Origin of the sequence: Parabacteroides sp. TM07-1AC (assembly GCF_003480915.1) — a bacterium.
In the GTDB taxonomy this organism is placed as follows: domain Bacteria; phylum Bacteroidota; class Bacteroidia; order Bacteroidales; family Tannerellaceae; genus Parabacteroides; species Parabacteroides chongii.
On record NZ_QUKD01000008.1, the window covers coordinates 185,634 to 211,048 of the forward strand.

Sequence of the window (25,415 nt, forward strand, 5' to 3'; positions counted from 1 at the left end):
CTATTGCATCCACGTGATGCAAATATAGGATATATTTTATAATAAGTAGTTAAAAACCTGTCATTAATCAACTGTTTCTTTATTTGGAGTGATTTTTAATTATAATAGTTTTTTCTGTATTTAATCTCTTTTATTTTGTTGTATGCTTTGAAATATAATCGATATCGTTTCGGCTTTTGGCGTGAGTTCTTCAAGAACTACGTACTATTTAAAAATCATAGCTTCCCCGCTATAAACAAAATGAAAGAAAAGGAGACAAGTTCTATTGACGGTTTATTTTGGAAGATTGCAATCAAAGATGATGAAATTGCATTTCGCACTCTTTTTTTTCAGTTTTTCTCTCCGTTATGTGTTTTCGCTCATAGATATATTGATCGTTGGGAAACATGTGAGGACATTGTACAGGAAACTTTTTTCAAAATATGGAAAAACAGAAAGAATATTGAAATCAATACATCTAGCCGTAACTTTCTTATCACAAGCGTCAAAAACTCTTGTATCGATTTTCTTCGTAAACAGGAAACAGAGCTCAACTGGCAACAAAAAGAGATCGAAAATAATCCCTTACAATATACTTCAGGAGATATCTATTCAACCATAGAACTGGAACAGATGCTTTCTGCTGCACTAGCTAAACTTCCTGACAATATTCGGATCGTCTTTGAGAAAAACAGGTTCGAAGGTATGACTTATACTGAGATTGCAGCAGAACACAATATCTCGGTTAAGACAGTTGAAGCCTATATGACAAAAGCATTAAAACATCTCCGGATCGAGTTAAAGGATTATTTACCGCTGATGATTTTGTTGCTTTGGTAATAAAAACACTCTTTAACATAGGGTCTCCCATAGGTTATACGTCTAATTTATAAAAAGCAAAAGTGGACATTCATACAGAACATATAATAGCATATCTTGAAGGTAAGCTTTCCATAGAAGAAAGAATAGCTTTCGACCAACAAATGCAATCCTCTCCCGACTTCAAAAAAGAAGTAGACGACATTCGTTTCATCTGGGAAACCACGGCTGAACTCAAATTACATAAACAGATAAACACTCAGCAGAACTGGAAAAAAATATCAAAACAGATTGCTACAGATAAATATAAAAAGAAAATTCTGAGTTTTATTCGGACAGCAGCTGCGGTATTATTAATTCCGGTTTTATTTGCAACGTATACCTTATTCAACACAGTAAGGGAATGGAACAATATACCAGTAGAACAAGTGGAACTGAATACGGCTTATGGCCTAATATCCAAAATCACACTTCCCGATGGTTCTGAAGTATGGTTGAACTCCGGTTCTTCCATCTCCTATCCTAAACGCTTTACCAAGAATAAAAGAAGTGTGCAACTGGCTGGCGAAGCTTATTTCAAAGTAACATCCGATAAATCAAACCGTTTTGATGTAACAACAGCCAATGGATTGCAAATCAGTGCCTATGGTACTGAATTCAATGTAAAAGCCTACGAAGATGAGGATAAAATAGAAGCAACTTTGGCAAAGGGACATGTAGAAGTATCAGAAATTGGACAACCGGTATCCAGAACATTACACCCGGGCGAACAGGTGATATATTATAAAAATACCAGCAGAATGGAAGTCGACAAAGTCAATCTGGCAGTAGAAACTTCATGGAAAGACGGAAAAATGATATTCAGACGTGCCAACATGAATGAAGTTGTACAACGTCTTGCCCGACATTTTAATGTTGACATCAAACTGGAAGGAGAAGAATTATATGATTATAAGTATTCTGCCACATTTACGACGGAGACCCTTCATGAGGTTTTACTTCTGTTAGAAAAAACGGCTCCTATAAAATGTACAGTTATAGAACCGGAGCAAACGTCTGATTTTACATATTCACGACGTATAGTTATCATAAAAACAGTAAAGTAAGAACCACAAAAAAGAAAAAAAGAAAAAAGTTCATTTTCTCATAGGGTGTTTGCCCACACGTTACGTCTAATATCAAAATAAAGATAAATGTTATAATTGTTAACTTAAAAAAGTATTGTATGAGAATGGAAACCTAAAAGAAAAGCAGAAAAATGCTGGTCACATTTTCCTGCTTCAATCAAAAGAATTACCAATCCGAAAATCTCACCTGACGAATGGTAATCCCCAACCAAGTTATTTTTCAAACCTAATTAAATTTGATAATGTGAATTTATGAAGAATTTATCAAACCCAGAAGGTTTTAAGTCAAATTTTGACTTATTACCAAAAATTCCAATGCGTATGAAACTTGCAGCATTATGTTTGACTTGCTTTTTAAGCACGGCAAGTGCAAGCTCATTGTACTCCCAGTCTGCCAGAATTTCTTTAGACATGAGGAATGCTTCTGTAGAGCAAGTCTTACAGGAAATCGAAGAAAGTTCCGACTTTTATTTTATGTATAATAGTCAGCTTATTAATGTTGACCGTAAAGTAAACATTAAAGTAAAGGAAAAATCCATCGAAACTATCTTGAATGAAATTTGTAAAGCCGCAAACATTGAATATAGCGTCAATGACAAACAAATCATTCTACGTCCGAAAAATATGGTAGCAGAAGCTACACAACAAAAGACAAAAACAATCAAAGGAGTAGTCAACGATCAATTCGGTCCTATCACCGGTGCGAACGTATCTGTCGACGGTACTACCATTGGCACAATCACCGACATGGATGGTCGCTTCACTTTGGAAGTTCCGGAAAATGCAACATTACAAGTATCTTTTATCGGTTATCTGACTCAAACCGTAAAAGTGGCAGGACAAACCGATTTCACAATCAACCTACGGGAAGATACGCAGAAGCTGGACGAAGTCGTCGTTATCGGTTACGGTACACAGAAGAAAATGAACCTGACCGGATCTGTTGCCACTATCTCCGCTGATAATATTGCCACTATCCCGGTGTCTAATATTTCAAATGCAATGGCAGGACGTATGCCGGGCATCTTCTCTTACAACAAATCCGGTATGCCGGGTGTATCTTCCCCCATCACCATTCGTGGTGTCAATACCCCGAATAATACGAATCCTACTTATGTGATCGACGGTGTCGTTCGCGAAAAAGCCGACTTCGATGCTTTGGATCCGAATACGATCGAAAACATCTCCGTATTGAAAGATGCTGCATCGGCCGCCGTTTACGGTTCGCGTGCATCCAACGGTGTAATCGTTGTTTCGACCAAACGCGGTAAGAACCAAAAACCACAATTCAGTTACTCAGGATTGTTCGGTACAGATCGCCCTACCCGTACACCGGAAGTGATGAATGCCTATGACAGAACAGTGTACTTAAATAATCAATTTATGTACAATGGTATTCCTGAAACAGACTCTCGTTACTATACAGCCGACGAACAGGAATATTTCAAGACACATAGTACAGACTGGTTCGACCTTGCCTGGAAAAATCCGTTCACCACACAACATAACCTCAGCGTAAATGGTGGTAGCGACCGTATTAATTACTATATGTCTGCAGGTTACTACCAGCAAAGCGGTACATTCGACAATCTGGATTTCAAACGTTATAGCTTCCGTTCCAACGTGGATGCCAAAATTGCCGACAACTTTACAATCGGACTGGATGTGGACGGTAATATGAGCGACCAACGCACACCGTATTGGCCTCATGACTCAGATAAGGAATTGATGAACGACATGTATCGTGCCTTATTAAATTTCCCGTCGACAGAACCGGCTTATATCAATGGCCAGCCAAATGCGACTATTTATAACTGGAACATCCTGGAAGCAATCAAGAATGGTCATGTATCAAAGAAACATAGTACATTGAATACAAAACTGAGTGCTAAATGGGATATTCCCTGGGTAGAAGGTCTGACGGCCAATGCAATGTTCAACTACCGCCGGTATTATGAAAATGAAAAACAGGCAGGAAAGAAATATACATTATATATTCATGAAACGACAGGCGAACATAATCATATCATCCGCGATGACGCTCCGGTAGTTGGTACCCGTACAAGAACAGAAAATGGTAACTTCGTCCGGAAAGATTTCAACGAAACCAGTGCTTATACACTGAACTTGCAATTGAACTATAACCGTACATTCGGCAAACATGATATCGGTGCCATGTTCCTGTATGAACAATATGAAGAATGGGGTGATAAATTCTGGGCACAACGCAAAGAGTTACTTTCCCCTTCCTTGGAACAATTGTTTGCAGGTAGTGCCGATAGCCAATGGAAAGACGCCGATGGAAATGAATCGGAAATCGGACGTATCGGTTATGTAGGCCGTATCAATTATGGATTCGACAACCGCTATTTACTGGAAGCAAACTTCCGTTATGATTCATCAGTAAAATGGATTCCGGGCAAACGTTGGGGATTCTTCCCGTCAGTATCTGCCGGTTGGCGTATCACGGAAGAGAGCTTCTTCAAAGCCAATGAGAAACTGAACTTTATCAATAACCTGAAACTCCGTGCATCTTATGGTACATTAGGTAACGATGGTGGCGACGATGTTGCTTACTATCAATATCTCAGTAAATTCACAACACAAACAGACAAAATCCCGACCAATGTTGTATTCGGTACCGGAGCAACAGGTATCCTTCCGGGCGTTTACCCCAGCTTGGGTATTACTTGGGAAACAACAACTACTGCCGACGTCGGTTTCGACTTAGGTCTGTGGAATGGTTTATTAAGTTTTGAATTTGACTATTTCCATAAAAAGACTTCAGATATCCTGATGGATCGTGTCCGCACTATCCCGGGAACATTCGGAGCTACGCTTCCCAAAGAAAACTATGCGGAAATGGTAAACCAGGGTTGTGAATTCTTAGTGCGCCATGATAACAAAATAGGAAACTTCACTTATTATGTGTCAGGAAACTTCTCTTTCGCACGCAACCATTATACAAAGATCGATGAGTCGGCAAATGCTTACGAATGGGAATTAAAAACCGGCCGGCCTATCAAATACATCACCGGTTATCTTGCAGACGGCATTGCCCGCACAGATGCGGACCTGGTTGGATTGCCACAATATAACGGTGGATTCGACTGGTCGAAAGGTGATATTATCCTGAAAGACATCAACGGAGCAGGTGGTGTCGGTGGTCCTGACGGTATTGTCGACGGAAACGATAAAACCGTTCTTTCCCTCTATAGCAAGGATCCTGAAATCATTTACGGTATGAGCCTGGGAGGCGAATGGAAAGGCATTGACTTCACCGCCTTCTTCCAGGGAGTTGGCCATCGTGCGATCATGTTCCCGAACCGTGGCGACACATGGACGGAACAGACGGTATTGAATATATGGACAGATGCTTATTCTCCCGATAACATCAATGGTAAATATCCCCGTGTCGGTGGTACAGGTTCAAAAGGTGCTAATGGACAGGAATCATCATTCTGGTTGATGAACGGTAACTATTTCCGTTGCAAGAACATCGAGATCGGTTATACGTTGCCTAAACAATGGATGGGTGCAATCGGTGTAGATCGTTGCCGCGTCTATGTATCAGGTACCAACTTGTTTGTATTTGATCACATCGGTATCTATGATCCTGAAAACAGTGGTGACCGTGGTGCTTACCAATACCCGCTCACTAAGAGCTTCAACTTTGGAATTAATGTAAGTTTCTAACAATTTGAGTAATTCGATATGAAAAAGATATTTATTACATGCGCAACTATTCTGGCATTACTTTCTTCCTGTTCCAGCATATTGGATAAGGAAGACCTGAGCTCCATCTCAGAAGAACAGGTTTGGGAAGACGAAACCCTGACCACCGCTTTTTTGAACGCATTATATATTTCCATCCCCAGCTGGGATCCGGCCCTTGCTGATGCCAGCGATGAAGCAACAGGAGGCGGAGGCTGGACAAACGGAACAACTACTCCCGATGATATGAGCAAAGCCGGGGATAATAAACCCAGCTGGGATTCTGCACCAACCTGGTACTGGCCCTACAAAGATATCCGTAATTGCAACACTTTTATACAGAATGCACAAAATACGGACCTTTGTACAATCGACCGGGAGTTGGCGGATCGTCTGACCGCTGAAGCTCGCTTCATCCGTGCGTATATTTATTTTGAGATGGTAAAACGTTACGGAGGTGTTCCTCTGATCACCGTTCCGCAGGCATTGACAGACGACCTGTACGTAAAACGTGCTTCCACCAAAGATTGTTTTGATTTCATTATCAGCGAGCTGAAAGCCTGCGCTGAAAGTCTGCCAGCTTCCTACTCAGGTGATAATCTGGGACGTGCAACAAAAGGAGCAGCTAAAGGGCTTCTCGGTCGTGTCCTTTTATTCCGTGCCAGCCCGCAATTCAACCCGAATAAGAATAGCGAACATTGGCAGACGGCTTATGATTACAACAAAGAAACGCTTAATTATCTGATTGGTCAGGGACACGCACTTTATAGTGATTATGGAAAACTGTTCCTGGAAGAAATGAACCAGGAAGTGATCTTCTCTATCCGCTACGAAAACCCGACACGCACGCATACCAGAGATGCAAAGGTTCGTCCGATCACATTCTCTATGAATAATTCCGGAGGTGATCATCCTACTCAGGAAGTGATCGACCGTTTCCCTACCGTAGATGGAAAAACGTATACCTATGCCGACTGGGAAAAAGAGGGAAGCAATGACATCTTTACCTTATGGAAGAATCGCGACAAACGTTTCTATGCAACAGTAGTATATCAGGGTATTACTTATTTCAATACCGTTATGGAACTGAATGAGAATGCACAAAACGATTATGCTTACGGTAAAAACGTTGGTTCCAAAACGGGTTATTACTCAAAGAAAGGTATCGATGAAAGCATTTCCATTTCCGATTGTCAGAAATCCGGTACCGACTACATCGATATCCGCCTGGCTGAAGTCATGCTGAACTATGCAGAGGCAGCCGTTGAAGTTGGTAAGCTAAGTGAAGCATTCGATGTTCTGAAACAAATTCGCGAACGTGCAGGTATCAATGAGACAAGCTCCGATCCTGAATTGAAAGGCATGCTTTACGGATTAAACCCGAACATGAATCAGGATGAAATGCGTGAAGCAGTACGTGAAGAACGTTTCATCGAGTTGTTGTTCGAACAGAAGCGTATGTGGGATCTGCGTCGCTGGATGATCTACGACAAGCTTATGGTAGGCCAAGATAAACGTCATGCACTGGTGATGAATAAACAAGCCGACGGTAGCTATACGACGTATTTGTTCGATCGCGACAATACTCCGATGATTGCTAATACAAATATGTATTTCCTACCGATGAAACGTAGTGAAATGAGCAACAACCCCAACCTGGAACAAACAAAAGGATGGGAAAACGGTACATTCGACCCACAAGCCGGCTTATAAAAACGGCCTTTTCAACCAGCTAAATAAAACGGGAGCTAAGAGTAATCTTTTAGTTCCCGTTCTTTTTACAAATAGACGTCATTTTGAACGATTCACTTACTTTTCGTTCAGGATGGCGTCTATTTCATCTCCTTTCATTGACAAATAGTCATACTTACCAGCTATAACAAGTATCCTTTTAACGATATTTCAACAAGTTTTCACTTACGCCAACTTACAATATGCTCCTATTTACTGTTATATAGTTATAATTCATAACAAACAAAGGGGATTATTGAAACAATTTATCGTTACACATCGTTTTGTAGAACATTTAGATGCATTTATCGTATATAAAATACCAAAACGTCGTATATTTGCATTATAACAAAACAAAAAGAAATATCCAAAGGAGTAAAACAATCGAAATGACAAATCCAATTAGATTCACAAAGATGCACGGAGCCGGTAACGACTACATATACGTAAACTCGATGGCTTATCCGCTGGAAAATCCGGAAGAGCTGGCCATTAAGTTAAGTGCACCGCATACAGGTATCGGATCGGATGGATTGGTTTTAATCGGTTCATCGGAAAAAGCCGATTTCAGCATGCGGATATTCAATGCCGACGGCTCCGAAGCCAGGATGTGCGGAAATGCTTCCCGTTGTATAGGTAAATATGTGTATGAAGCAGGACTGACCAACAAAGAGATAGTCACACTGGAAACATTATCAGGCATCAAGATTCTGCAACTAACGGTTTCCAACGGGACCGTAACCGAAGTAACGGTCGATATGGGAACCCCGGAAATAATTGAACCATCCATCGAACTGGAAGCCGACGGACAAACCTATACCGGCACTATCCTGTCGATGGGAAACCCTCACCTGGTTATTTTTGTTACTAATATAAACGATATCGACTTGCCGGCTATCGGACCTAAGCTGGAATGTCATCCCCTCTTCCCCGACCGGACAAATGTTGAGTTTGTACAAGTTTTAAAAGACGATGAAGTCCGGATGAGGGTATGGGAACGGGGATCAGGGATTACCCAAGCTTGCGGAACAGGTGCTTGTGCAACGGCCGTCGCAGGAGTCGTATGTGGCAAGACCCAACGTAAAACAAAAGTGATCATGGACGGCGGACCGCTCACCATCCACTGGGATAAAGACAATGGTAAAGTCTATATGACCGGAGGAGCAGTCACCGTATTTGAAGGGACAATAGAAGTATAACAAAAGGATAAAAGACAGGTAATCCCCTGTCTCCACAAGACAACAACATAAAACAACAGAACGAATATGGCACTGATTAACGAACATTTCCTGAAACTACAGAACAGTTACCTGTTTTCCGACATTGCGAAAAAAGTAAACAGTTTCAAGATAACGCACCCTAAAGAAAAAATAATCCGCATGGGAATCGGTGATGTAACACAACCACTGGCACCAGCCGTTATCGAAGCGATGCACAAAGCCGTCGACGACCTGGCAACCCAGGAGAATTTCCACGGCTACGGTCCCGAACAGGGTTATCCTTTCCTGATCGACGCTATCATCAAGAATGATTATGCCAGCCGAGGGATATTTGTGGAGCCGGGCGAAGTTTTCGTCAGTGACGGTGCCAAAAGCGATTGCGGAAATATAGGCGATATTCTCCGCCATGATAATAGTATCGGGGTACTCGATCCGGTCTACCCCGTCTATATAGATTCCAACGTCATGAGCGGACGTACCGGAGTGTTGGAAAACGGGAAATGGAGCGATGTCGTTTATATTCCCTGCACGGAAGAAAACGATTTCATTCCAGAACTTCCGAGCCGCCGGGTGGATATCCTCTACCTCTGTTACCCCAATAACCCGACAGGCACAAGCCTGACAAAAGACGAGTTGAAGAAATGGGTAAACTACGCACTGGCAAACGATGTTCTGATCATGTACGATTCAGCTTACGAAGCTTACATACAGGACCCTAATATCCCCCACTCGATCTATGAAATCAAAGGGGCGAAAAAGGTTGCCATCGAATTTCGTAGCTTCTCGAAGACCGCCGGTTTCACCGGAGTACGTTGCGGATATACGGTTGTGCCGAAAGAACTGAACGGCTTTACGTTGGGAGGCGAAAAGGTACAATTGAACAAGCTATGGAACCGCCGTCAAACGACCAAATTCAACGGGACCAGCTACATCACCCAGCGGGGTGCCGAGGCGGTCTACTCTCCGGAAGGAAAAGAACAAGTGAAGGCTACGATCAACTATTATATGACTAACGCACGTATTATGAAAGAAGGTCTCCAGGGTTGCGGTCTGAAGGTATGGGGAGGTGAAAATGCTCCTTATCTCTGGGTAAAAGCTCCGAAAGGGCTCTCCTCCTGGAAATTCTTTGATAAGTTGCTTTACGAAGTCAATATCGTTGGTACACCGGGCGTAGGATTCGGCCCGAGTGGAGAAGGTTATCTGAGACTCACCGCCTTTGGCGACCGGGACGACACTTTAGAGGCAATGGCCAGGCTGAAGAAGTGGCTCTGAATAATTGAAAATTGAGAATTGACAATTAACAATTGACAATGTAGGAAGCAGGATGGAACAAAAGAGCTAAACAATGTATCAATTCAGGTTATCTCATGAAAAGGACCGTATAGAGAAGCCGGCCGCAGCTTTTCGATTTTATAGAATGTTATACCGCAATGCCAAGCCCCAACTATGGCGGGTAACTCTATACTCCTTTTTATAGGGCAGCAATCCCTCCACATACGTGACTACCGCATCGGGATAAGGCTACCTACCGCATCGGGATGAGGCTACCTACCGCATCGGGATGAGGCTGATTACCTTACCTGAGTGAGGTGCTATAGGATACGGAAAGGAAGGTACCTTCTCCCTTCCCGGAAGATAAATAATAACAAACACTTACTTTAAAATCAAATAGTATGTCAAAGTTAAGATTCAGAGTTGTAGAATCGGCCTTCAAGAAAAGAGCCGCCGAAGTAGCTACCCCGGCAGAACGTCCGTCGGAATATTTCGGAAAGAACGTATTCAACCGTGAGAAGATGTTTAAATATCTTCCGGAAAAGGCTTATGCCAGACTAGTCGATTCTATCGATAACGGAACTCCTCTTGACCGGGAAACGGCCGATGCCGTAGCCTCCGGTATGAAAAAATGGGCGATCGAAATGGGAGCAACCCATTATACCCACTGGTTTCATCCTCTGACCGAAGGAACCGCCGAAAAACATGACGCTTTCGTAGAACACGACGGCAAAGGCGGAATGGTTGAAGAATTTGCCGGCAAACTCCTGATCCAACAGGAACCGGATGCTTCCAGTTTTCCGAACGGCGGTATCCGAAATACGTTTGAGGCACGCGGCTATTCGGCCTGGGATCCTTCCTCCCCTGCTTTTATCGTTGGCGATACCTTATGCATACCGACCATCTTCATCGCTTATACCGGCGAATCGCTGGACTATAAGGCTCCCTTGCTGAAAGCATTGGAAGCCGTTAATAAAGCTGCCGTCGACGTATGCCACTATTTCAATCCGGATGTAAAGAAAGTATATGCTTATCTGGGATGGGAACAGGAATACTTCCTGGTAGACGAAGGTCTGTACGCCGCCCGTCCCGACCTGTTGCTTAGCGGTCGTACGCTAATGGGCCACGAAAGTAGCAAGAACCAGCAATTGGAAGATCATTACTTCGGTGCCATTCCTACCCGTGTCATGGAATTTATGAAAGAGTTGGAGATCGAATCCCTCAAATTGGGTATCCCACTGAAGACCCGCCACAACGAAGTAGCTCCCAACCAATTCGAACTGGCTCCTATCTTTGAAGAATGCAACCTGGCAAACGACCACAACCTGCTCGTCATGGCCTTGATGCGTAAGATCAGCCGCAAGCATGGTTTCCGTGTCCTGTTGCATGAAAAGCCATTCAAAGGAGTGAACGGATCGGGTAAGCACAACAACTGGTCGCTGGGTACCGACACAGGCATCGGCCTGATGGGTCCGGGGAAGACTCCGGAGGACAACCTGCGCTTCATCACTTTCGTTGTAAATGTTTTGATGGCCGTTTACCGTCACAACGGATTACTGAAAGCAAGTATCTCCAGCGCAACCAACGCCCACCGCCTGGGAGCCAACGAAGCACCTCCCGCAATTATCTCCAGCTTCCTCGGGACCCAGTTATCACAGGTTTTAGACCATCTGGAAAAGAGTGAACCGGAGGATCTCATGCTGGCCGGTAAACAGGGAATGAAACTGGACATTGCCCGTATCCCCGAATTACTGATCGATAACACCGACCGTAACCGTACCTCTCCTTTCGCTTTCACCGGAAACCGTTTCGAATTCCGCGCCGTAGGTTCCGAAGCCAATTGTGCCTCGGCGATGCTGGCTCTGAATGCCGCCGTTGCCGAACAATTGAAGCTATTTAAAGCAGAGGTAGACGGAAAGATCGCAACCGGTAAAGACAAGTTTGCCGCCATCCTGGAAGTGCTCCGCAAAGACATCAAAGAATGTAAAGCCATCCATTTCGACGGCAACGGTTATAGCGATGAATGGAAAGAAGAGGCCAAACGCCGCGGCCTGGATTGTGAAACCAGTGTACCGGTCATTTTCGACAACTACCTGAAAGAAAGTAGCATCAAGATGTTCGAGTCGACAGGCGTCATGACCCGCAAAGAGCTGGAAGCCCGTAACGAAGTGAAATGGGAAACATATACAAAGAAGATACAGATCGAAGCCCGTGTATTGGGCGACTTGACGATGAACCATATCATCCCTATCGCCACCCGCTATCAGACTTCGCTGGTCGACAACGTTTATAAAATGAAAGATCTTTTCCCGGCAGACAAGGCATCTGTCCTTTCCGCCCGCAACCTGGAGATCATCGAAGACATCGCTTGCCGCACCAACTTCATCAAAGAAAAGGTCGACGAAATGGTCGAAGCCCGTAAGGTTGCCAACAAGATCGAGAGCGAACGCGAAAAGGCCATTGCCTACCACGACACCATCGCCCCGATGCTGGAAGAGATCCGTTACCACATCGACAAACTGGAACTGGTTGTAGACGACCAGATGTGGACATTACCGAAATATCGCGAATTATTATTTATCAGATAGTTTTTTGTTGATTGTTTTGTGTTTGCAAGGGAAGCATGCTACGAAGTATGGCTTCCCTTCTTTCATATTCCCGGAGAAATACATACCTTTGGAGCATCATTATATAAGAAAGGAGTTTACGTTATGACGGCAATGGAATTACAACAATGGAGAGAAAACTTCATCGAGGAATATCTCAACAAGATAGACAACATTGAAGATATGAAAAAGCTTGTAAAATACACGAAAAGTATTTGGCCCAAGAAAAAAGAGACACCCCGTCCCTGTGTCGTCCATTCACAGGATACGATAAACAAATAGAATATGAACTACGGATTTATAAAAGTAGCAGCAGCCGTCCCCCACGTACAGGCGGCAGACTGTTCTTATAATATAGGGCAGATAGAAAACCTGATGCGCCAAGCATCGGAAAAGGGAGTCCAGCTGATCGCTTTCCCCGAATTGTCGGTGACGGCCTATACCTGCCTCGACTTGTTTGCCCAGCAAACTTTACTGAAGAATGCAGAACAGGCCCTATTAAAACTCGTGGGTGACACCGCCGACCTGAACCTGCTCACCATCGTCGGTGCCCCGCTCGTAACGGACAACCGACTGATCAATGCCGCCATCGCTTTCCAGAGCGGAAAGATAATAGGCGTAGTTCCCAAAACATATCTGCCGAACTACAAAGAATTTCAGGAACAGCGCTGGTTTACTTCCGCTACCGAGCTATGGGATAAAACCATCTCGATCGGAAACAACCGATACCCAATGAATAGTCACCTATTATTCACCTCCGGACAGGTAAAAGTCGGTATCGAGATATGTGAAGACCTGTGGGTTCCCGTTCCCCCCAGTTCCCTACTGGCGATGGAAGGAGCCAATATCCTGGTAAATATATCCGCCAGCAACGAACTGATCGGTAAACACCATTACCTTCGTTCGCTGATCCGCCAGCAATCTGCCCGTTGTATGGCAGGATATGTCTATACCTCCGCTGGTTTCGGAGAATCCAGCACAGACCTTGTTTTTGCAGGTAACGGCATCATTGCCGAAAACGGAAATCTCCTGGAAGAATCACCGCGCTTCACCATGCAGGAACAACTAATCATCAGTGAGATCGACGTTGAAAACCTGCAAAACGACCGTCGCGTGAACACCAGCTTCATGCACGGAGCCTCCACATTATTACCGGAGGAAACGATCGTAGTCCCGTTCGCCCTGTCCGAAACTTCCGGAGATCCGGTACTGACGCGTACGATCGACCCGCATCCATTCACTCCTTCCGGCGATGCTCTAAAAGAGCGTTGCGAAGAAATCTTCCAGATCCAGGTAGCCGGACTAGCCAAACGCATGGTCCATACCCACTCTAAAACGGCGGTTGTCGGTATTTCAGGTGGACTGGATTCCACATTAGCCCTGTTGGTAACCGTGATGACCTTCGATGCGCTCGGCATCCCCCGGGGTCAGATACTCGGTATCACCATGCCCGGCTTCGGAACCACCGACCGCACCTATACCAATGCTTGCGACCTGATCCGCCACCTGGGTGTCACCCTGAAAGAAATTTCGATCAAAGATGCCTGCCTCCAACACTTCAAAGACATCGACCACGATCCGTCCGTCCATGATGTAACCTACGAGAACAGCCAGGCACGCGAACGTACCCAAATCCTGATGGACGTTGCCAACCAGGTAGGCGGTATGGTGATCGGAACCGGCGACCTGTCGGAACTGGCACTGGGTTGGGCGACCTACAACGGCGATCATATGTCGATGTACGGCGTCAACGGAAGTATCCCTAAAACATTGGTCAAATACCTGGTAGAATGGGTTGCCCACAACCGGGTGGATGAAGCCTCCCGCGCTACCTTGCTGGATATCGTCGATACCCCTATCAGTCCCGAACTGATCCCGGCAGATGAAAACGGAAATATCAAACAGAAAACGGAAGACCTGGTAGGCCCCTACGAACTACACGATTTCTTCCTGTATCATTTCCTCCGCTTCGGCTCCTCACCTGCCAAGATTTACTTCCTGGCCGGGCAGGCTTTCAAGGACAATTACGACAAGGAGACAATCAAAAAATGGCTCTATACGTTCTTCCGCCGTTTCTTCCAGCAACAGTTCAAACGAAGTTGCCTGCCCGACGGCCCGAAAGTCGGTTCCGTCAGCCTTTCCCCACGTGGCGACTGGCGTATGCCGAGCGATGCAATGGCAACGTTGTGGCTGAAAGAGATAGAAGGGTTGAAGTAAACAAAAAAGGCCATCGGAATCCCGGTGGCCTTTTCATTTATATTGTTGTTCCGTAGGGGCGGTTCGCGAACCACCCTTACACCCCCGACATATTACATACCGAATTCCGGTTTACGGTTAATCCATTGTCCGCGAGTAAAGTCTGGGAAGTCAACCAATGCACCGCCACGAGCGATAGACATTTCTGACAAAGCGGAGATAGCACTCCAAGCAGCAGCATCATAGCAATCCATTGGAGCCGGACGTTTGTTCTTGATGCGATCGATCAGGTCATACATCATGATAAAGTCCATACCACCGTGACCGGCTTCTTTTGCCTGAGCATCCAACTGAGCCCATAGTTTATGGTCGTATTTCTTGAACCATTCGTCAGAATTATCCCAACGGTGAGGTTTAGACTGGCCTTCCACATATACATGATCACCATCGTTCATCCACAAACCATCTGTACCCTGAATACGGAATCCCAAAGAATAAGGACGAGGAGAATTTGTATCGTGAGTCACGATGATCGTCTGTCCGTTCGCACATTTGATCATAGAAGTAACGATGTCACCCAGGTTAAAGCGAACCTTAGCCAACGGATGGTTTTCACCACCATTATCTACGATAAACTTATGCAATCCGCGAGATTGAGTTGCCATAGCAGACATAGCAACGAAGCGGTTACCACGGTTGATATCCATACAATTGGCAACCGGTCCGATACCGTGAGTCGGATACACGTCCCCATTACGATGTACAGAGTGATTCGTACGCCACTGAGCTTCAGCAAAAGCCGTCGGGCCCATACGCAACTCACCACCCTTCTGGTAAGTATAGTTCTTACCATCATTGAATTTTACATCACGCAAGTCATGTTCGTAACCGCAACCACCGTGCAGCAATTCACCGAACAAACCTTCGCGAACCATGTTCAATGCCGCCATACAATCACGACGATAGCAAACATTTTCCATGATGTTCAGATGGCTTCCTGTTGCTTCCGATACATTGACCAGGTCCCAGCATTCTTCCAACGTATTGGCGGCAGAAACTTCCACACCTACGTAAGGAACACCGGCTTTCATAGCAGCTACCGACATCGGTACGTGCCATTCCCACGGGCTGGCAATGATTACGCAATCAAACTCCTCATTGTTCAACATCTTTTCAAATTCACGTTCGCCACCTTTATACACTTTCGGAGCGTCAACGTTAAATTTAGCAATGTGTTTGAGAGTTCTGTCGATCGGTCCCTGTTGGATATCACAAATAGCAACGATCTTATTACCCGGAATAGCCAACACATTATTAATGTGTTCATGACAACGAGAACCAGTTCCGATAAATCCGAAACGTAGTTTGCCATCATCTTTTCCGGCTGTTTTTTTCTTCTGAGGTTCCGGAGAACCTGCTACTGTAGTGGCCGATGCTGTACCAGCCATGGCCAAACCTGCCGCACCAACTCCGGCGGCGGTCATTTTCTTAAGAAAGGAACGACGAGTGTTTTCCATGTTCTTTTATTAGTATTTCTTGTTAAGTGGGCAAATTTATAATATTTAATCAACTTCTCAAATATGTTTAGAAAAAAAAGAAGCAATCAAATGTATCAATTAATAATTTGTAATCTTTCCTGTCTCTCTTTTTAGCTTTTCAAACGTCATCATCATTTGTCGCAAACGCCGGGGTTCCTTTTCCGCCAAATTGTGTTCCTGTCCGATGTCTTCCTTTATATTATATAATTGATAACAATTTCCCAGACCGGAAAAACCGACCCCGTCAGGATCGTCATAATAAGCAGGATAAGGCGGTATCATCACCCAATCACCCTGATGCAGGGCATAATTGAAATAACCTTCGGTAACCAGCTCCCGACGTCCCTGATCGCTTTTTCCTAAAAAAACAGGTAACGTGTTCTGGCTATCCGTCTTATCCGGATACGTCTGTCCCGTCAATGCCGCCAAAGATGCCAGCAAATCCATCTGACAAACCAGTGCATCGGATACACCGGGCTTGACAACCGCCGGCCAACGCAACAGGAACGGAATGCAAGTACCTCCATCATACAAGCTCGTCTTTCCACCCCGGTGAGGACCTGCCATTTTATGATCTCCGACCAACTCTACGGCCTGATCCTGATAACCGTCGTCCAGCACAGGCCCATTATCGCTGGTCAGAATTACCAACGTATTTTCCGTCAATCCCAACCGATCCAGTTCATTCAAAAACTCCGTCACACACCAGTCTGCCTCCAGAATAACATCTCCACGGGGTCCCATTCCCGACTTTCCGGCAAATTTCTGATTCGGTACGCGAGGCACATGCGGCTGATGCAATCCGTAATACAGGAAGAACGGTTTGTCCTTATTGTCTTTCAGAAAACCTTTTGCTTTCTCCAGGAACAATTCGGCCATATCCTCGTCTTTCCATTGGGCAGCTTTACCGCCTTTCTGAAATCCGATACGGGGAACGCCATTCACGATCGCCCCCGCATGCCCCACACTCGGATGCATCCGGAGCAATTCCGGATTATCCTTACCGGTCGGTTCACCCGGGAAATTATGCTTATAACTGACATACAACGGATCATTCGGATCGAGTCCGACACCTTTACCATTTTCAATAAAGATACAAGGTACGCGGTCATTGGTTGCCGCCTGGATAAATGAATAGTCATATCCCACTTCTTTTGCTCCGGGATAGACCGTTTCGTTCCAGTCGACCGCCCCGTCACCCAGTCCCAGATGCCATTTACCGACCGAACCGGTTGTATATCCCGCCTGCTTCATCACCTTCGGCAAAGTGATTTGCTGGGTATCAATGATCAAAGCCGCATTGCCCGGAAGTATCTTGGCATCTTTATTTGTCCAGGGATACAACCCGGTCAGAAGAGAATAACGGCTGGGCGTAGAAGTAGCCGCCGTACAATATCCCTGCGTAAAACGCAATCCCTCATTGGCTATCCGGTCCATCCCCGGAGTACGAATCGTGGTAGCGCCATAACAGCTCAGGTCGCCGTACCCCAGATCGTCAGCTACAATAACCACCACGTTGGGCTGCTGCCCCGTTTGGGCATAGACGTTTAAGGTGAACATAGCTCCTATTCCGGCAGCTATACATAGTAGATTTTTCATATTTTATGCTTTCATGAATAAAAAAGGCGTTGATTATCCAACGCCTGCAAATATAATTAATCATACGGATTTCAAAGCATGTAGCTCCCGATTTTTACTCCATCAGGAATAATGTCTTTATTTCTTTTTAGTTGTCTTCTGATTTCCGGTTTCTGCCCGCTTCTTATTCCGCCAGTAGCTTCCGTCGCGTTTGCTACCGAACATATTGCGTCGCTTGGATTCCTGCTTGATGGCTTCTTTTTTATCGGCTACGGCTGCTTTTACTTCCGCCGTTTCAAATTCGTTTCCCCCGGCAACAGGTATTTGCTTACCGATCAGTTTCTGGATATCCTTCAGGTACGGAACCTCTTCGGCATCACAGAAAGAATAAGCCACTCCGCTACGTCCGGCACGTCCTGTACGGCCAATACGGTGCACATACGTTTCCGGCACATTGGGCAGTTCGTAATTGATCACATGCGAAAGATGATCCACGTCGATACCGCGGGCAGCAATATCCGTTGCGATCAGCACACGGGTCGTATGATCCTTAAAGTTGGTCAACGCACGCTGGCGGGCCGTCTGGCTCTTGTTTCCATGAATGGCTTCGGCTCCGATATTGGCTTTCGCCAGGACACGGGCTACTTTATCCGCCCCATGCTTCGTCCGGGTAAATACCAGTACCGATTCCAACGAGGAGTCTTTCAACAAATGAGTAAGCAGACTTACTTTCTCCCCCTTTTCTACAAAATAAACGGACTGGTCGATCTTATCCACCGTCGATGAAGCGGGTGTGACCTCTACCTTCCGGGGCTCTACCAGGATTGTTCCGGCAAGACGTTCTATTTCGGGAGGCATAGTAGCCGAGAAAAACAACGACTGGCGTTTCTTCGGCAATAGGGGCAGGATACGCTTGATATCATGAATAAATCCCATATCGAGCATACGGTCGGCTTCATCCAGGACAAAATAGTCTAATGTTTTCAGGCTGATAAAACCTTGGTTGATCAAATCCAGCAGACGTCCGGGCGTTGCAATCAGCACATCCACTCCCTGCTTAAGCACATCCGTCTGGGGCTTCTGTCCCACTCCACCGAATATAACCGTATGTTTCAGCTTGGTATATTTTCCATACGCAGAAAAACTTTCCCCGATCTGAATCGCCAACTCACGGGTAGGCGTTAGTATCAATGCTTTGATACCACGTGCAAATCCACTCTGACGTTCATTATACAGATTTTGTAAAATAGGGATTGAAAAAGCTGCCGTCTTACCTGTTCCGGTCTGTGCGCAACCTAATAAATCGTATCCATCTAAAACATTGGGAATCGCTTCTGCTTGTATAGGGGTTGGGATGGTGTATCCTTCTTCTCTGAGAGCCTTACGTATCGGCTCGATCAGTTGTAATTGTTCAAATGTCATCTAATAAAATGCTGAGCCGTCACGGCTCGTTAAATAAATAATGGGACAAAGATAGTCAAATATATCGATATTACCTTACATTCCTATATACATAATAATATTTTCTTCAGGAGTAACCCGTAGTTTCCTCCGCAGGGAATTACAGTTTCCTCCGCAGGGAATTACAGTTTCCTCCGCAGGGAATTACAGTTTCCTCCGCAGGGAATTACAGTTTCCTCCGCAGGGAATTACAGTTTCCTCCGCAGGGAATTACAGTTTCCTCCGCAGGGAATTACAGTTTCCTCCGCAGGGAATTACAGTTTCCTCCGCAGGGAACTGGAGTTTCCAAAGAGAGTAACTACGAGGAAACTGTAATAAACTGGCAATCACATAATAGTCTTAAAACAGAAAGAAGCAAGAAGTAATACAAAGATACATGGAAGTAAATTAGAAATTATACTATCTTTGTAAATTGATTATTGGATGATGAAAGAGTTATTGTTGCTGTTAAAGAAGTTCTTCGGATATACTTCTTTCCGCCCGTTACAGGCGGAGATTATACAACGCATTTTGAGGAAAGAGGATTCGCTGGTGCTGATGCCTACCGGCGGAGGAAAATCGATTTGCTACCAACTTCCGGCTATTTACCTGCCAGGAACGGCGGTCGTCATCTCCCCGCTGATCGCCCTGATGAAAGATCAGGTGGGCGGATTGGTAGCCAACGGGATTCCGGCGGCGGCACTCAACAGCATGATGCCCGAAGAGGAACGGCATCAGATCAAGCAACTCTGCATCCAGGGAAAAATCAAACTGCTTTATCTCTCACCCGAAGCATTGGTTAGCGAACTTCACTGGCTACTTCCACGTATGGATATCTCACTGATCGCCATCGACGAAGCGCATTGCATTTCACATTGGGGACACGATTTCCGGCCTGAATACACCCAGTTGTCCGTCCTGAAAGAACATTTCCCCAAAGTACCGATCGTTGCATTGACGGCAACGGCCGACAAAGTGACCCGTACCGATATCGTCAACCAGTTGAACCTGCGTGATCCGGAAGTCTTCATTTCTTCTTTCGACCGCCCCAACCTGTCTCTCACTATCCGGAGGGGACTGAACAAGAAGGAAAAGACGGCAGCTATCGTTCATTTCATCAACGCCCACCGCCGGCAAAGCGGCATCGTTTATTGCATGAGCCGAAACAGTACCGAGGCATTGGCGGAAGAACTTTCCTCTTACGGGATCAAGGCAACCGCCTATCATGCCGGACTTCCTGCCCCCAAACGCGAAAAGGCACAAGACGATTTTATCAACGACCGGGTGAATGTGGTATGCGCCACCGTCGCTTTCGGCATGGGAATCGATAAAAGCAACGTGCGCTGGGTGATCCATTACAATATGCCGGGGAGTATTGAAAACTATTATCAGGAGATAGGACGTGCCGGACGAGATGGGATGAAAAGTGATACGTTGTTGTTCTATTCGGTGGGCGACCTGCTTGTCCTCCGCCGTTTTGCCGAAGAAAGCGGACAGAAAGATGTCAACCTACAGAAGCTGAACCGGATGCGACGGTATTGCGAAGCGGATATCTGCCGCCGCCGTATCCTGTTGAGTTATTTCGGGGAAGAGGTCGACCGGGATTGCGGGAATTGTGATGTATGCAAGAACCCTCCCAAACGTTTCGATGGAAGCGTACTGGTACAAAAGGCACTCAGCGCCATCTTCCGCACAGGCCAGTTTGTCGGCATGAATATGCTGATTAACATTCTTCGTGGATCGGAAAAAGCGGATATCACCGAGAAAGGATACGATAAACTGAAAACATACGGTGTCGGAAAAGATCTCTCTTATAAAGAATGGAAAGAATATTTGTATCAGATGCTCCAACTGGGGTATCTTGAAATCGATTACGTCAATGCCGGTATCTTGAAAGTTACTCCGTTAGGACGAAAAATACTGTTCGGAGAGCAGAAGGCGATGATGTCCATTTACAAAGAACCGGAAGAGAAAACTTATTTCAGAAGAAAAGATTCCAAATTCAAATACCGCCCGATCAAACCACTCAAATCGGCATCGGTCGAAGAAACCTTGCTCGATTCACTCCAGCAACTCCGTAAACAGATTGCCGAAAAAGAACAAACGCCCGCCTATATCATCTTTTCGGATGATTCACTGGAAGATATGGTACAAAAGAAGCCGGTCACGCTGGAGGAATTCAGTGAAATACGAGGTGTGGGTGAAATCAAACTGGATAAATACGGGAAGGTATTCGTGGCACTGATTCGGTTCGTACTGAGACTACCGAAAATAGGGTAGATTTACTCCGTTTTATTTCAGTTTCCAAATATTCCGTTTGAGTCGCTCAAATTACCGTTACGGTAAAAAAGGGGCAGGTTCATCCAAAACTTTCCTGTAGATTAGCTTCCGAAACAAAGAGACGGGGACAGTACACCCTACTACCCGATCAACTATAGTATTAACTTATAAATAAACAGCTTATGAATACACTAAGTTTAAAGTTGTCTCAAAGCATATCCCAATTGTATGAGACTTTGTGCCAGGTTGGAAGAAGTACATTTGCTGAATTACAAAGAGCGACAAATTTTCAGGACACCGAGCTTTGTCTGGCTCTATGCTCTCTTATGCATGAGAATAAAGTATATCAGGCCCGGATCAGTAATACCATTTATTACATCCTCAAATAGCCGAACCTGATATATTTAATCCGCAACACGTATTGACAAACGTATAATCTAACGGATATTCGCCACGGGAAATTCGATCTCACCGAACCCGATCATCGCATTGAACAAACGGATCAGTGAATAACGAGACAGATCCTGTGGACGAATAGCAGACGGAACAATCATTTCTTTCCCCAATAGAGACGCCCGCATCGTTCCTTCCAACAAAGGGATTTCGGGTGTCTCCCATTGACTTCCATTCCATAAGGCTATATTGGCAATCGAGGTATCCGTCAGAAAGCCGTCGCGCACGATCAGGATATCGTCTGCCTCTCCTCTTTGTCCGAACAGTTCATCCAGCTTCTGACGATCCGTACTTTTATAGGTATAATCCAACCCGTCGGAGGTGACCAGTTTCAGACTATTTACCGGACGAAGGGTATACGGAAGATACTCTACTTTCTCTACCTCTTCCTGGTATTCCACCCGGCACCGGGTCCGTTCGGTATATTCTCCCGGCTGGATAAAATCAGCCAGATTCACGGGTAAATTACATTCAAAGATATCTCGCCGCGTCCGGTTGAAGCGGTAATTATGGAAGCCCAGATTAACTGCCTTCCCATTCTCTATTCGGATTGTTTCAATAAATGGGCACATATACTTTTTGTTTCATTTCATTATATTCACTTTGTAAATCACTTTGGGAGGTTATGCCGCCACCGCTTTTAAACAACAACTGGTCGCCGGCCTGCTCCAAGAAACGGATCATAACGGCACTATCCAGACGATTGCCGTCGAAATATCCCATTACCCCGGTATAGAATCCCCGCTGGTAGGTTTCAGCTTCCGCGATAATCTCCATCGTCTTTTTCTTCGGCGCACCGGTTATAGAACCGGCTGGTAAGAGGCTGAACAACATAGTTCCTAAATTACCATTCCAGTTATCCGGCAATTTTCCTCTGATCTCCGAGCTAACCTGTAATAAGCGGCCTTTATTGGTCTGTAGCTCGTCGATATATCGGTATCGTGACACCGTCACCTCTGAAGCTACCTGGCTCAAGTCGTTGCGGATCAGATCGACAATCGTCGCATGCTCGGCTTCTTCTTTTTTATCTGCCAAAATCCGCTCGCGGGCATCCGGCAAAGAGGCATCGATCGTCCCTTTCATCGGATACGAATAAATAAAGCCGTCCTCTACGCGCACGAATATTTCGGGAGAGAAAACGACAAAACGATCTTTCAACCATAATCTGTAAGGGGCTCTTGAAAAAGAAAAGACCTCTTTCAGTGTCAGGTTGGTCCGTACCGGAGTCGCGCAAGTCAGATTGACAAGGTAAGAATTTCCGGCATGGATATGATCGGACACCGTTTGAAAAGACCGGGAATAGGTTTCAAAAGAGACTGGTCGTGTCTCCCAGCCGATCTGTTTCTCCGGAAATTGCATTCCATTGCCGATTACATTGGTAAAACCATTCAGGTTATACAACACCTCCTCCGGATCAACCGCATCCGGCTCTGCCACCCAGACCTGTTCCTGCTTATAATCGACGACAAATATAAAAGGCCGTCCGGATAATCCCAATCGATTCATCTTCCGGACGGCTTCTTCTTTATTACAAAATTTCATATCATATCAAAAATCGCTCAGTCAATCCGTCGAAAGCATCGATACGGCGGTCACGGAAGAACGGCCACCAACGGCGCACATTCTCACTCCGTGCTTTGTCGATCTCTACAACGCGCACTTCCTCATGATTGTTCGGCAACTCCGCCAAAAGCTCTCCCTGCGGACCGGCCACAAAGCTATTCCCCCAAAACTGGATACCGTTTGTCTGTCCCGAAGGATCTGTCTCATGTCCCGTGCGGTTTACGCTAATCACCGGAAGGCCATTTGCTACGGCATGTCCGCGTTGTATCGTAACCCAGGCTCCTAACTGGCGTTTCTTTTCTTCATCCGTATCGCTGCTCTCCCAACCAATAGCCGTCGGATAGATCAACAATTCGGCTCCTTTCATCGCCATCAGGCGGGCTGCTTCCGGATACCATTGATCCCAACAAACCAATACTCCGAGTTTTCCAACCGACGTTTCGATAGGTTCGAATCCCAGGTCACCGGGAGTGAAATAAAATTTCTCGTAATAAGCCGGATCATCCGGTATATGCATCTTCCGGTATTTTCCGGCAATTGTTCCGTCTTTCTCCAATACGACCGCCGTATTGTGATACAATCCCGGAGCACGTTTCTCAAAGAGGGAAAGTACCAGTACGATCCCCAGCTCTTTCGCCAACGCACCGAACTCTTCCGTAGAGGGTCCCGGAATTGTTTCCGCCTGGTCGAAAACCTGTGTGTCCTCCGTCTGGCAGAAATACAGGCCGTTATGCAATTCCTGCAACACAACCAACTCCGCTCCCTCTTCGGCACAAAGACGGATATTATTTTTCAGTTTCTTTATATTATCTAACCGGTCACAGGTGTTCGCCTGTTGGATTAATCCTACTTTCATTTAATTTTCAATTTTCAATTAACGAACTCTTTCGGATACTGCATCGTCACGCAATGCAATGAACCATGTTGTTTAATTAACGGTAAACAATTAATACCTACAATCTCTCTGTCCGGGAACGCCGTCTGCAAAGCCACTTTCGCAACCTCATCTTTCGGTGAATTATAGAAAGGAACCAATACCGCCCCGTTTATAATCAAGAAATTTGCATAGGTAGCCGGCAAACGTTCACCCTCCCATTCCACTTTATCTGCCATAGGTAAAGCGATCAACCGGTAGGGTTCGCCATTCTCCTGCGTAAACTCTTTCAGCTCTTCCTCCATCTCCTGCAATTCGGCATAATGCTCATCTTCTTCATCCGTACATTGTACATAAGCGATCGTATCTTCACTACAGAAACGGGCCAATGTATCGACATGGCTATCGGTATCGTCACCGGCCAGATAACCGCTCTCTATCCACAGAATACGGTTCAGGCCGAATACCTGTTTCAGATAATTTTCCAGTTCTTCCTGTTGAAGATATTCATTCCTGTTCACGGAAGAAAGACATTCGACCGTAGTCAGCAAAGTACCCTTGCCATCCGACTCGATACTACCGCCTTCCAACACGAACGGTTGCATATTGACAGGGATTACCTCCTCTGCAAAAGTTTTACTATGGAACAACTTCCGCGTGATCAGATTATCATGATTGGCGGCATATTTCATACCCCAACCGTTGAATACAAAATCGTATACAACCGGAGTACCTTCCTCGAAGACGGAAATACCTCCGTGGTCGCGTGCCCAGGTGTCGTTTGTCTCCATCTCGCGGAAAATAATACGGCTATAATCCACATCTCCCAACTGAGAGCGTACCGCCGATTCATCCGGACAAACAATCAATAACTTCTCCCGCTTGATCACCTCTTTGGCAATCTCCACAAAACAAGGTACCACCTCGTCGAGTATCGGCGCCCAATCCGTCCCTTCATGCGGCCAGGTCAATTGAACCGCACTTTGCGGATACCATTCAGCCGGTAATATCGTTTTATTTTCCAT

At 45.4% G+C, this 25,415-nt stretch carries 18 protein-coding genes; 10 read left to right on the forward strand and 8 right to left on the reverse strand.

Features of this window, described 5'->3' with window-relative positions; all coding sequences use genetic code 11:
* Positions 1 to 240 precede the first annotated feature (240 nt).
* Entirely contained in the window at positions 241 to 819 is a 579-nt protein-coding gene (locus DXD68_RS16420; protein ID WP_122362606.1) for an RNA polymerase sigma-70 factor, read from the forward strand.
* Positions 820 to 881: 62 nt separating this feature from the next.
* Positions 882 to 1,904 carry a FecR family protein gene (locus DXD68_RS16425; protein ID WP_122362607.1) on the forward strand — a complete coding sequence of 341 codons (1,023 nt, stop codon included), beginning with the start codon at positions 882 to 884 and terminating at the stop codon, positions 1,902 to 1,904.
* A gap of 251 nt (positions 1,905 to 2,155) precedes the next feature.
* On the opposite strand, the gene DXD68_RS24535 is transcribed toward DXD68_RS16425, so the two are convergent.
* On the reverse strand, positions 2,156 to 2,338 hold the full coding sequence (locus tag DXD68_RS24535) for a hypothetical protein (RefSeq protein WP_233577193.1): 183 nt from the start codon (positions 2,336 to 2,338) through the stop codon (positions 2,156 to 2,158).
* On the opposite strand from DXD68_RS24535, the gene DXD68_RS16430 reads away from it, so the two are divergent.
* The 6 genes from DXD68_RS16430 to DXD68_RS16455 all read left to right on the forward strand — a co-directional run bounded on the left by DXD68_RS16430 (position 2,337) and on the right by DXD68_RS16455 (position 14,685).
* Complete coding sequence (locus tag DXD68_RS16430) at positions 2,337 to 5,621, forward strand: TonB-dependent receptor (RefSeq protein ID WP_233577195.1); 3,285 nt, start codon at positions 2,337 to 2,339, stop codon at positions 5,619 to 5,621. The genes DXD68_RS24535 and DXD68_RS16430 overlap by 2 nt on opposite strands.
* A gap of 18 nt (positions 5,622 to 5,639) precedes the next feature.
* The gene (locus DXD68_RS16435; RefSeq protein ID WP_122362609.1) at positions 5,640 to 7,352 is read left to right on the forward strand and encodes a RagB/SusD family nutrient uptake outer membrane protein; all 1,713 of its coding nucleotides are present in this window, start codon (positions 5,640 to 5,642) and stop codon (positions 7,350 to 7,352) included.
* Positions 7,353 to 7,759: 407 nt separating this feature from the next.
* Positions 7,760 to 8,569 carry a diaminopimelate epimerase gene (dapF, locus tag DXD68_RS16440; RefSeq protein WP_122362712.1) on the forward strand — a complete coding sequence of 270 codons (810 nt, stop codon included), beginning with the start codon at positions 7,760 to 7,762 and terminating at the stop codon, positions 8,567 to 8,569.
* A 66-nt stretch (positions 8,570 to 8,635) separates the two neighbouring features.
* Positions 8,636 to 9,862 carry an LL-diaminopimelate aminotransferase gene (locus DXD68_RS16445; protein WP_122362610.1) on the forward strand — a complete coding sequence of 409 codons (1,227 nt, stop codon included), beginning with the start codon at positions 8,636 to 8,638 and terminating at the stop codon, positions 9,860 to 9,862.
* A 401-nt stretch (positions 9,863 to 10,263) separates the two neighbouring features.
* The gene (locus tag DXD68_RS16450; RefSeq protein ID WP_122362611.1) at positions 10,264 to 12,450 is read left to right on the forward strand and encodes a glutamine synthetase III; all 2,187 of its coding nucleotides are present in this window, start codon (positions 10,264 to 10,266) and stop codon (positions 12,448 to 12,450) included.
* Positions 12,451 to 12,753: 303 nt separating this feature from the next.
* A complete protein-coding gene (locus DXD68_RS16455) occupies positions 12,754 to 14,685 on the forward strand; it encodes an NAD(+) synthase (RefSeq protein ID WP_122362612.1) in 1,932 nt (643 codons plus the stop codon).
* Between the two features lie 92 nt (positions 14,686 to 14,777).
* Here the strand turns inward: DXD68_RS16455 and DXD68_RS16460 are convergent, their stop codons facing one another.
* From DXD68_RS16460 to DXD68_RS16470, 3 genes are all read right to left on the reverse strand, one after another.
* A complete protein-coding gene (locus tag DXD68_RS16460) occupies positions 14,778 to 16,181 on the reverse strand; it encodes a Gfo/Idh/MocA family protein (RefSeq protein ID WP_122362613.1) in 1,404 nt (467 codons plus the stop codon).
* A gap of 99 nt (positions 16,182 to 16,280) precedes the next feature.
* Positions 16,281 to 17,762, reverse strand: coding sequence for a sulfatase-like hydrolase/transferase (locus DXD68_RS16465; RefSeq protein WP_122362614.1), 1,482 nt, complete (start codon positions 17,760 to 17,762; stop codon positions 16,281 to 16,283).
* A 156-nt stretch (positions 17,763 to 17,918) separates the two neighbouring features.
* A complete protein-coding gene (locus DXD68_RS16470) occupies positions 17,919 to 19,202 on the reverse strand; it encodes a DEAD/DEAH box helicase (protein WP_122362615.1) in 1,284 nt (427 codons plus the stop codon).
* A gap of 465 nt (positions 19,203 to 19,667) precedes the next feature.
* Between DXD68_RS16470 and recQ the strand changes: the two genes are divergently transcribed.
* Positions 19,668 to 21,500 carry a DNA helicase RecQ gene (recQ, locus tag DXD68_RS16475; RefSeq protein WP_122362713.1) on the forward strand — a complete coding sequence of 611 codons (1,833 nt, stop codon included), beginning with the start codon at positions 19,668 to 19,670 and terminating at the stop codon, positions 21,498 to 21,500.
* Between the two features lie 182 nt (positions 21,501 to 21,682).
* Complete coding sequence (locus tag DXD68_RS16480; RefSeq protein ID WP_122362616.1) at positions 21,683 to 21,889, forward strand: winged helix-turn-helix domain-containing protein; 207 nt, start codon at positions 21,683 to 21,685, stop codon at positions 21,887 to 21,889.
* Positions 21,890 to 21,937: 48 nt separating this feature from the next.
* Here the strand turns inward: DXD68_RS16480 and DXD68_RS16485 are convergent, their stop codons facing one another.
* Genes DXD68_RS16485 through DXD68_RS16500 form a run of 4 tightly spaced genes read right to left on the reverse strand, consistent with a single transcriptional unit; the run spans position 21,938 to position 25,415 of the window.
* Positions 21,938 to 22,525: an aminotransferase class IV family protein gene (locus DXD68_RS16485; protein WP_122362617.1), complete on the reverse strand. Its 588-nt coding sequence runs from the start codon at positions 22,523 to 22,525 to the stop codon at positions 21,938 to 21,940.
* Positions 22,509 to 23,495: an aminodeoxychorismate synthase component I gene (locus DXD68_RS16490; protein WP_122362618.1), complete on the reverse strand. Its 987-nt coding sequence runs from the start codon at positions 23,493 to 23,495 to the stop codon at positions 22,509 to 22,511. The genes DXD68_RS16485 and DXD68_RS16490 overlap by 17 nt, the downstream gene beginning before the upstream one ends.
* A 1-nt stretch (position 23,496) precedes the next feature.
* Complete coding sequence (locus DXD68_RS16495) at positions 23,497 to 24,372, reverse strand: carbon-nitrogen hydrolase (protein ID WP_122362619.1); 876 nt, start codon at positions 24,370 to 24,372, stop codon at positions 23,497 to 23,499.
* A 14-nt stretch (positions 24,373 to 24,386) separates the two neighbouring features.
* A complete protein-coding gene (locus DXD68_RS16500) occupies positions 24,387 to 25,415 on the reverse strand; it encodes an agmatine deiminase family protein (RefSeq protein ID WP_122362620.1) in 1,029 nt (342 codons plus the stop codon).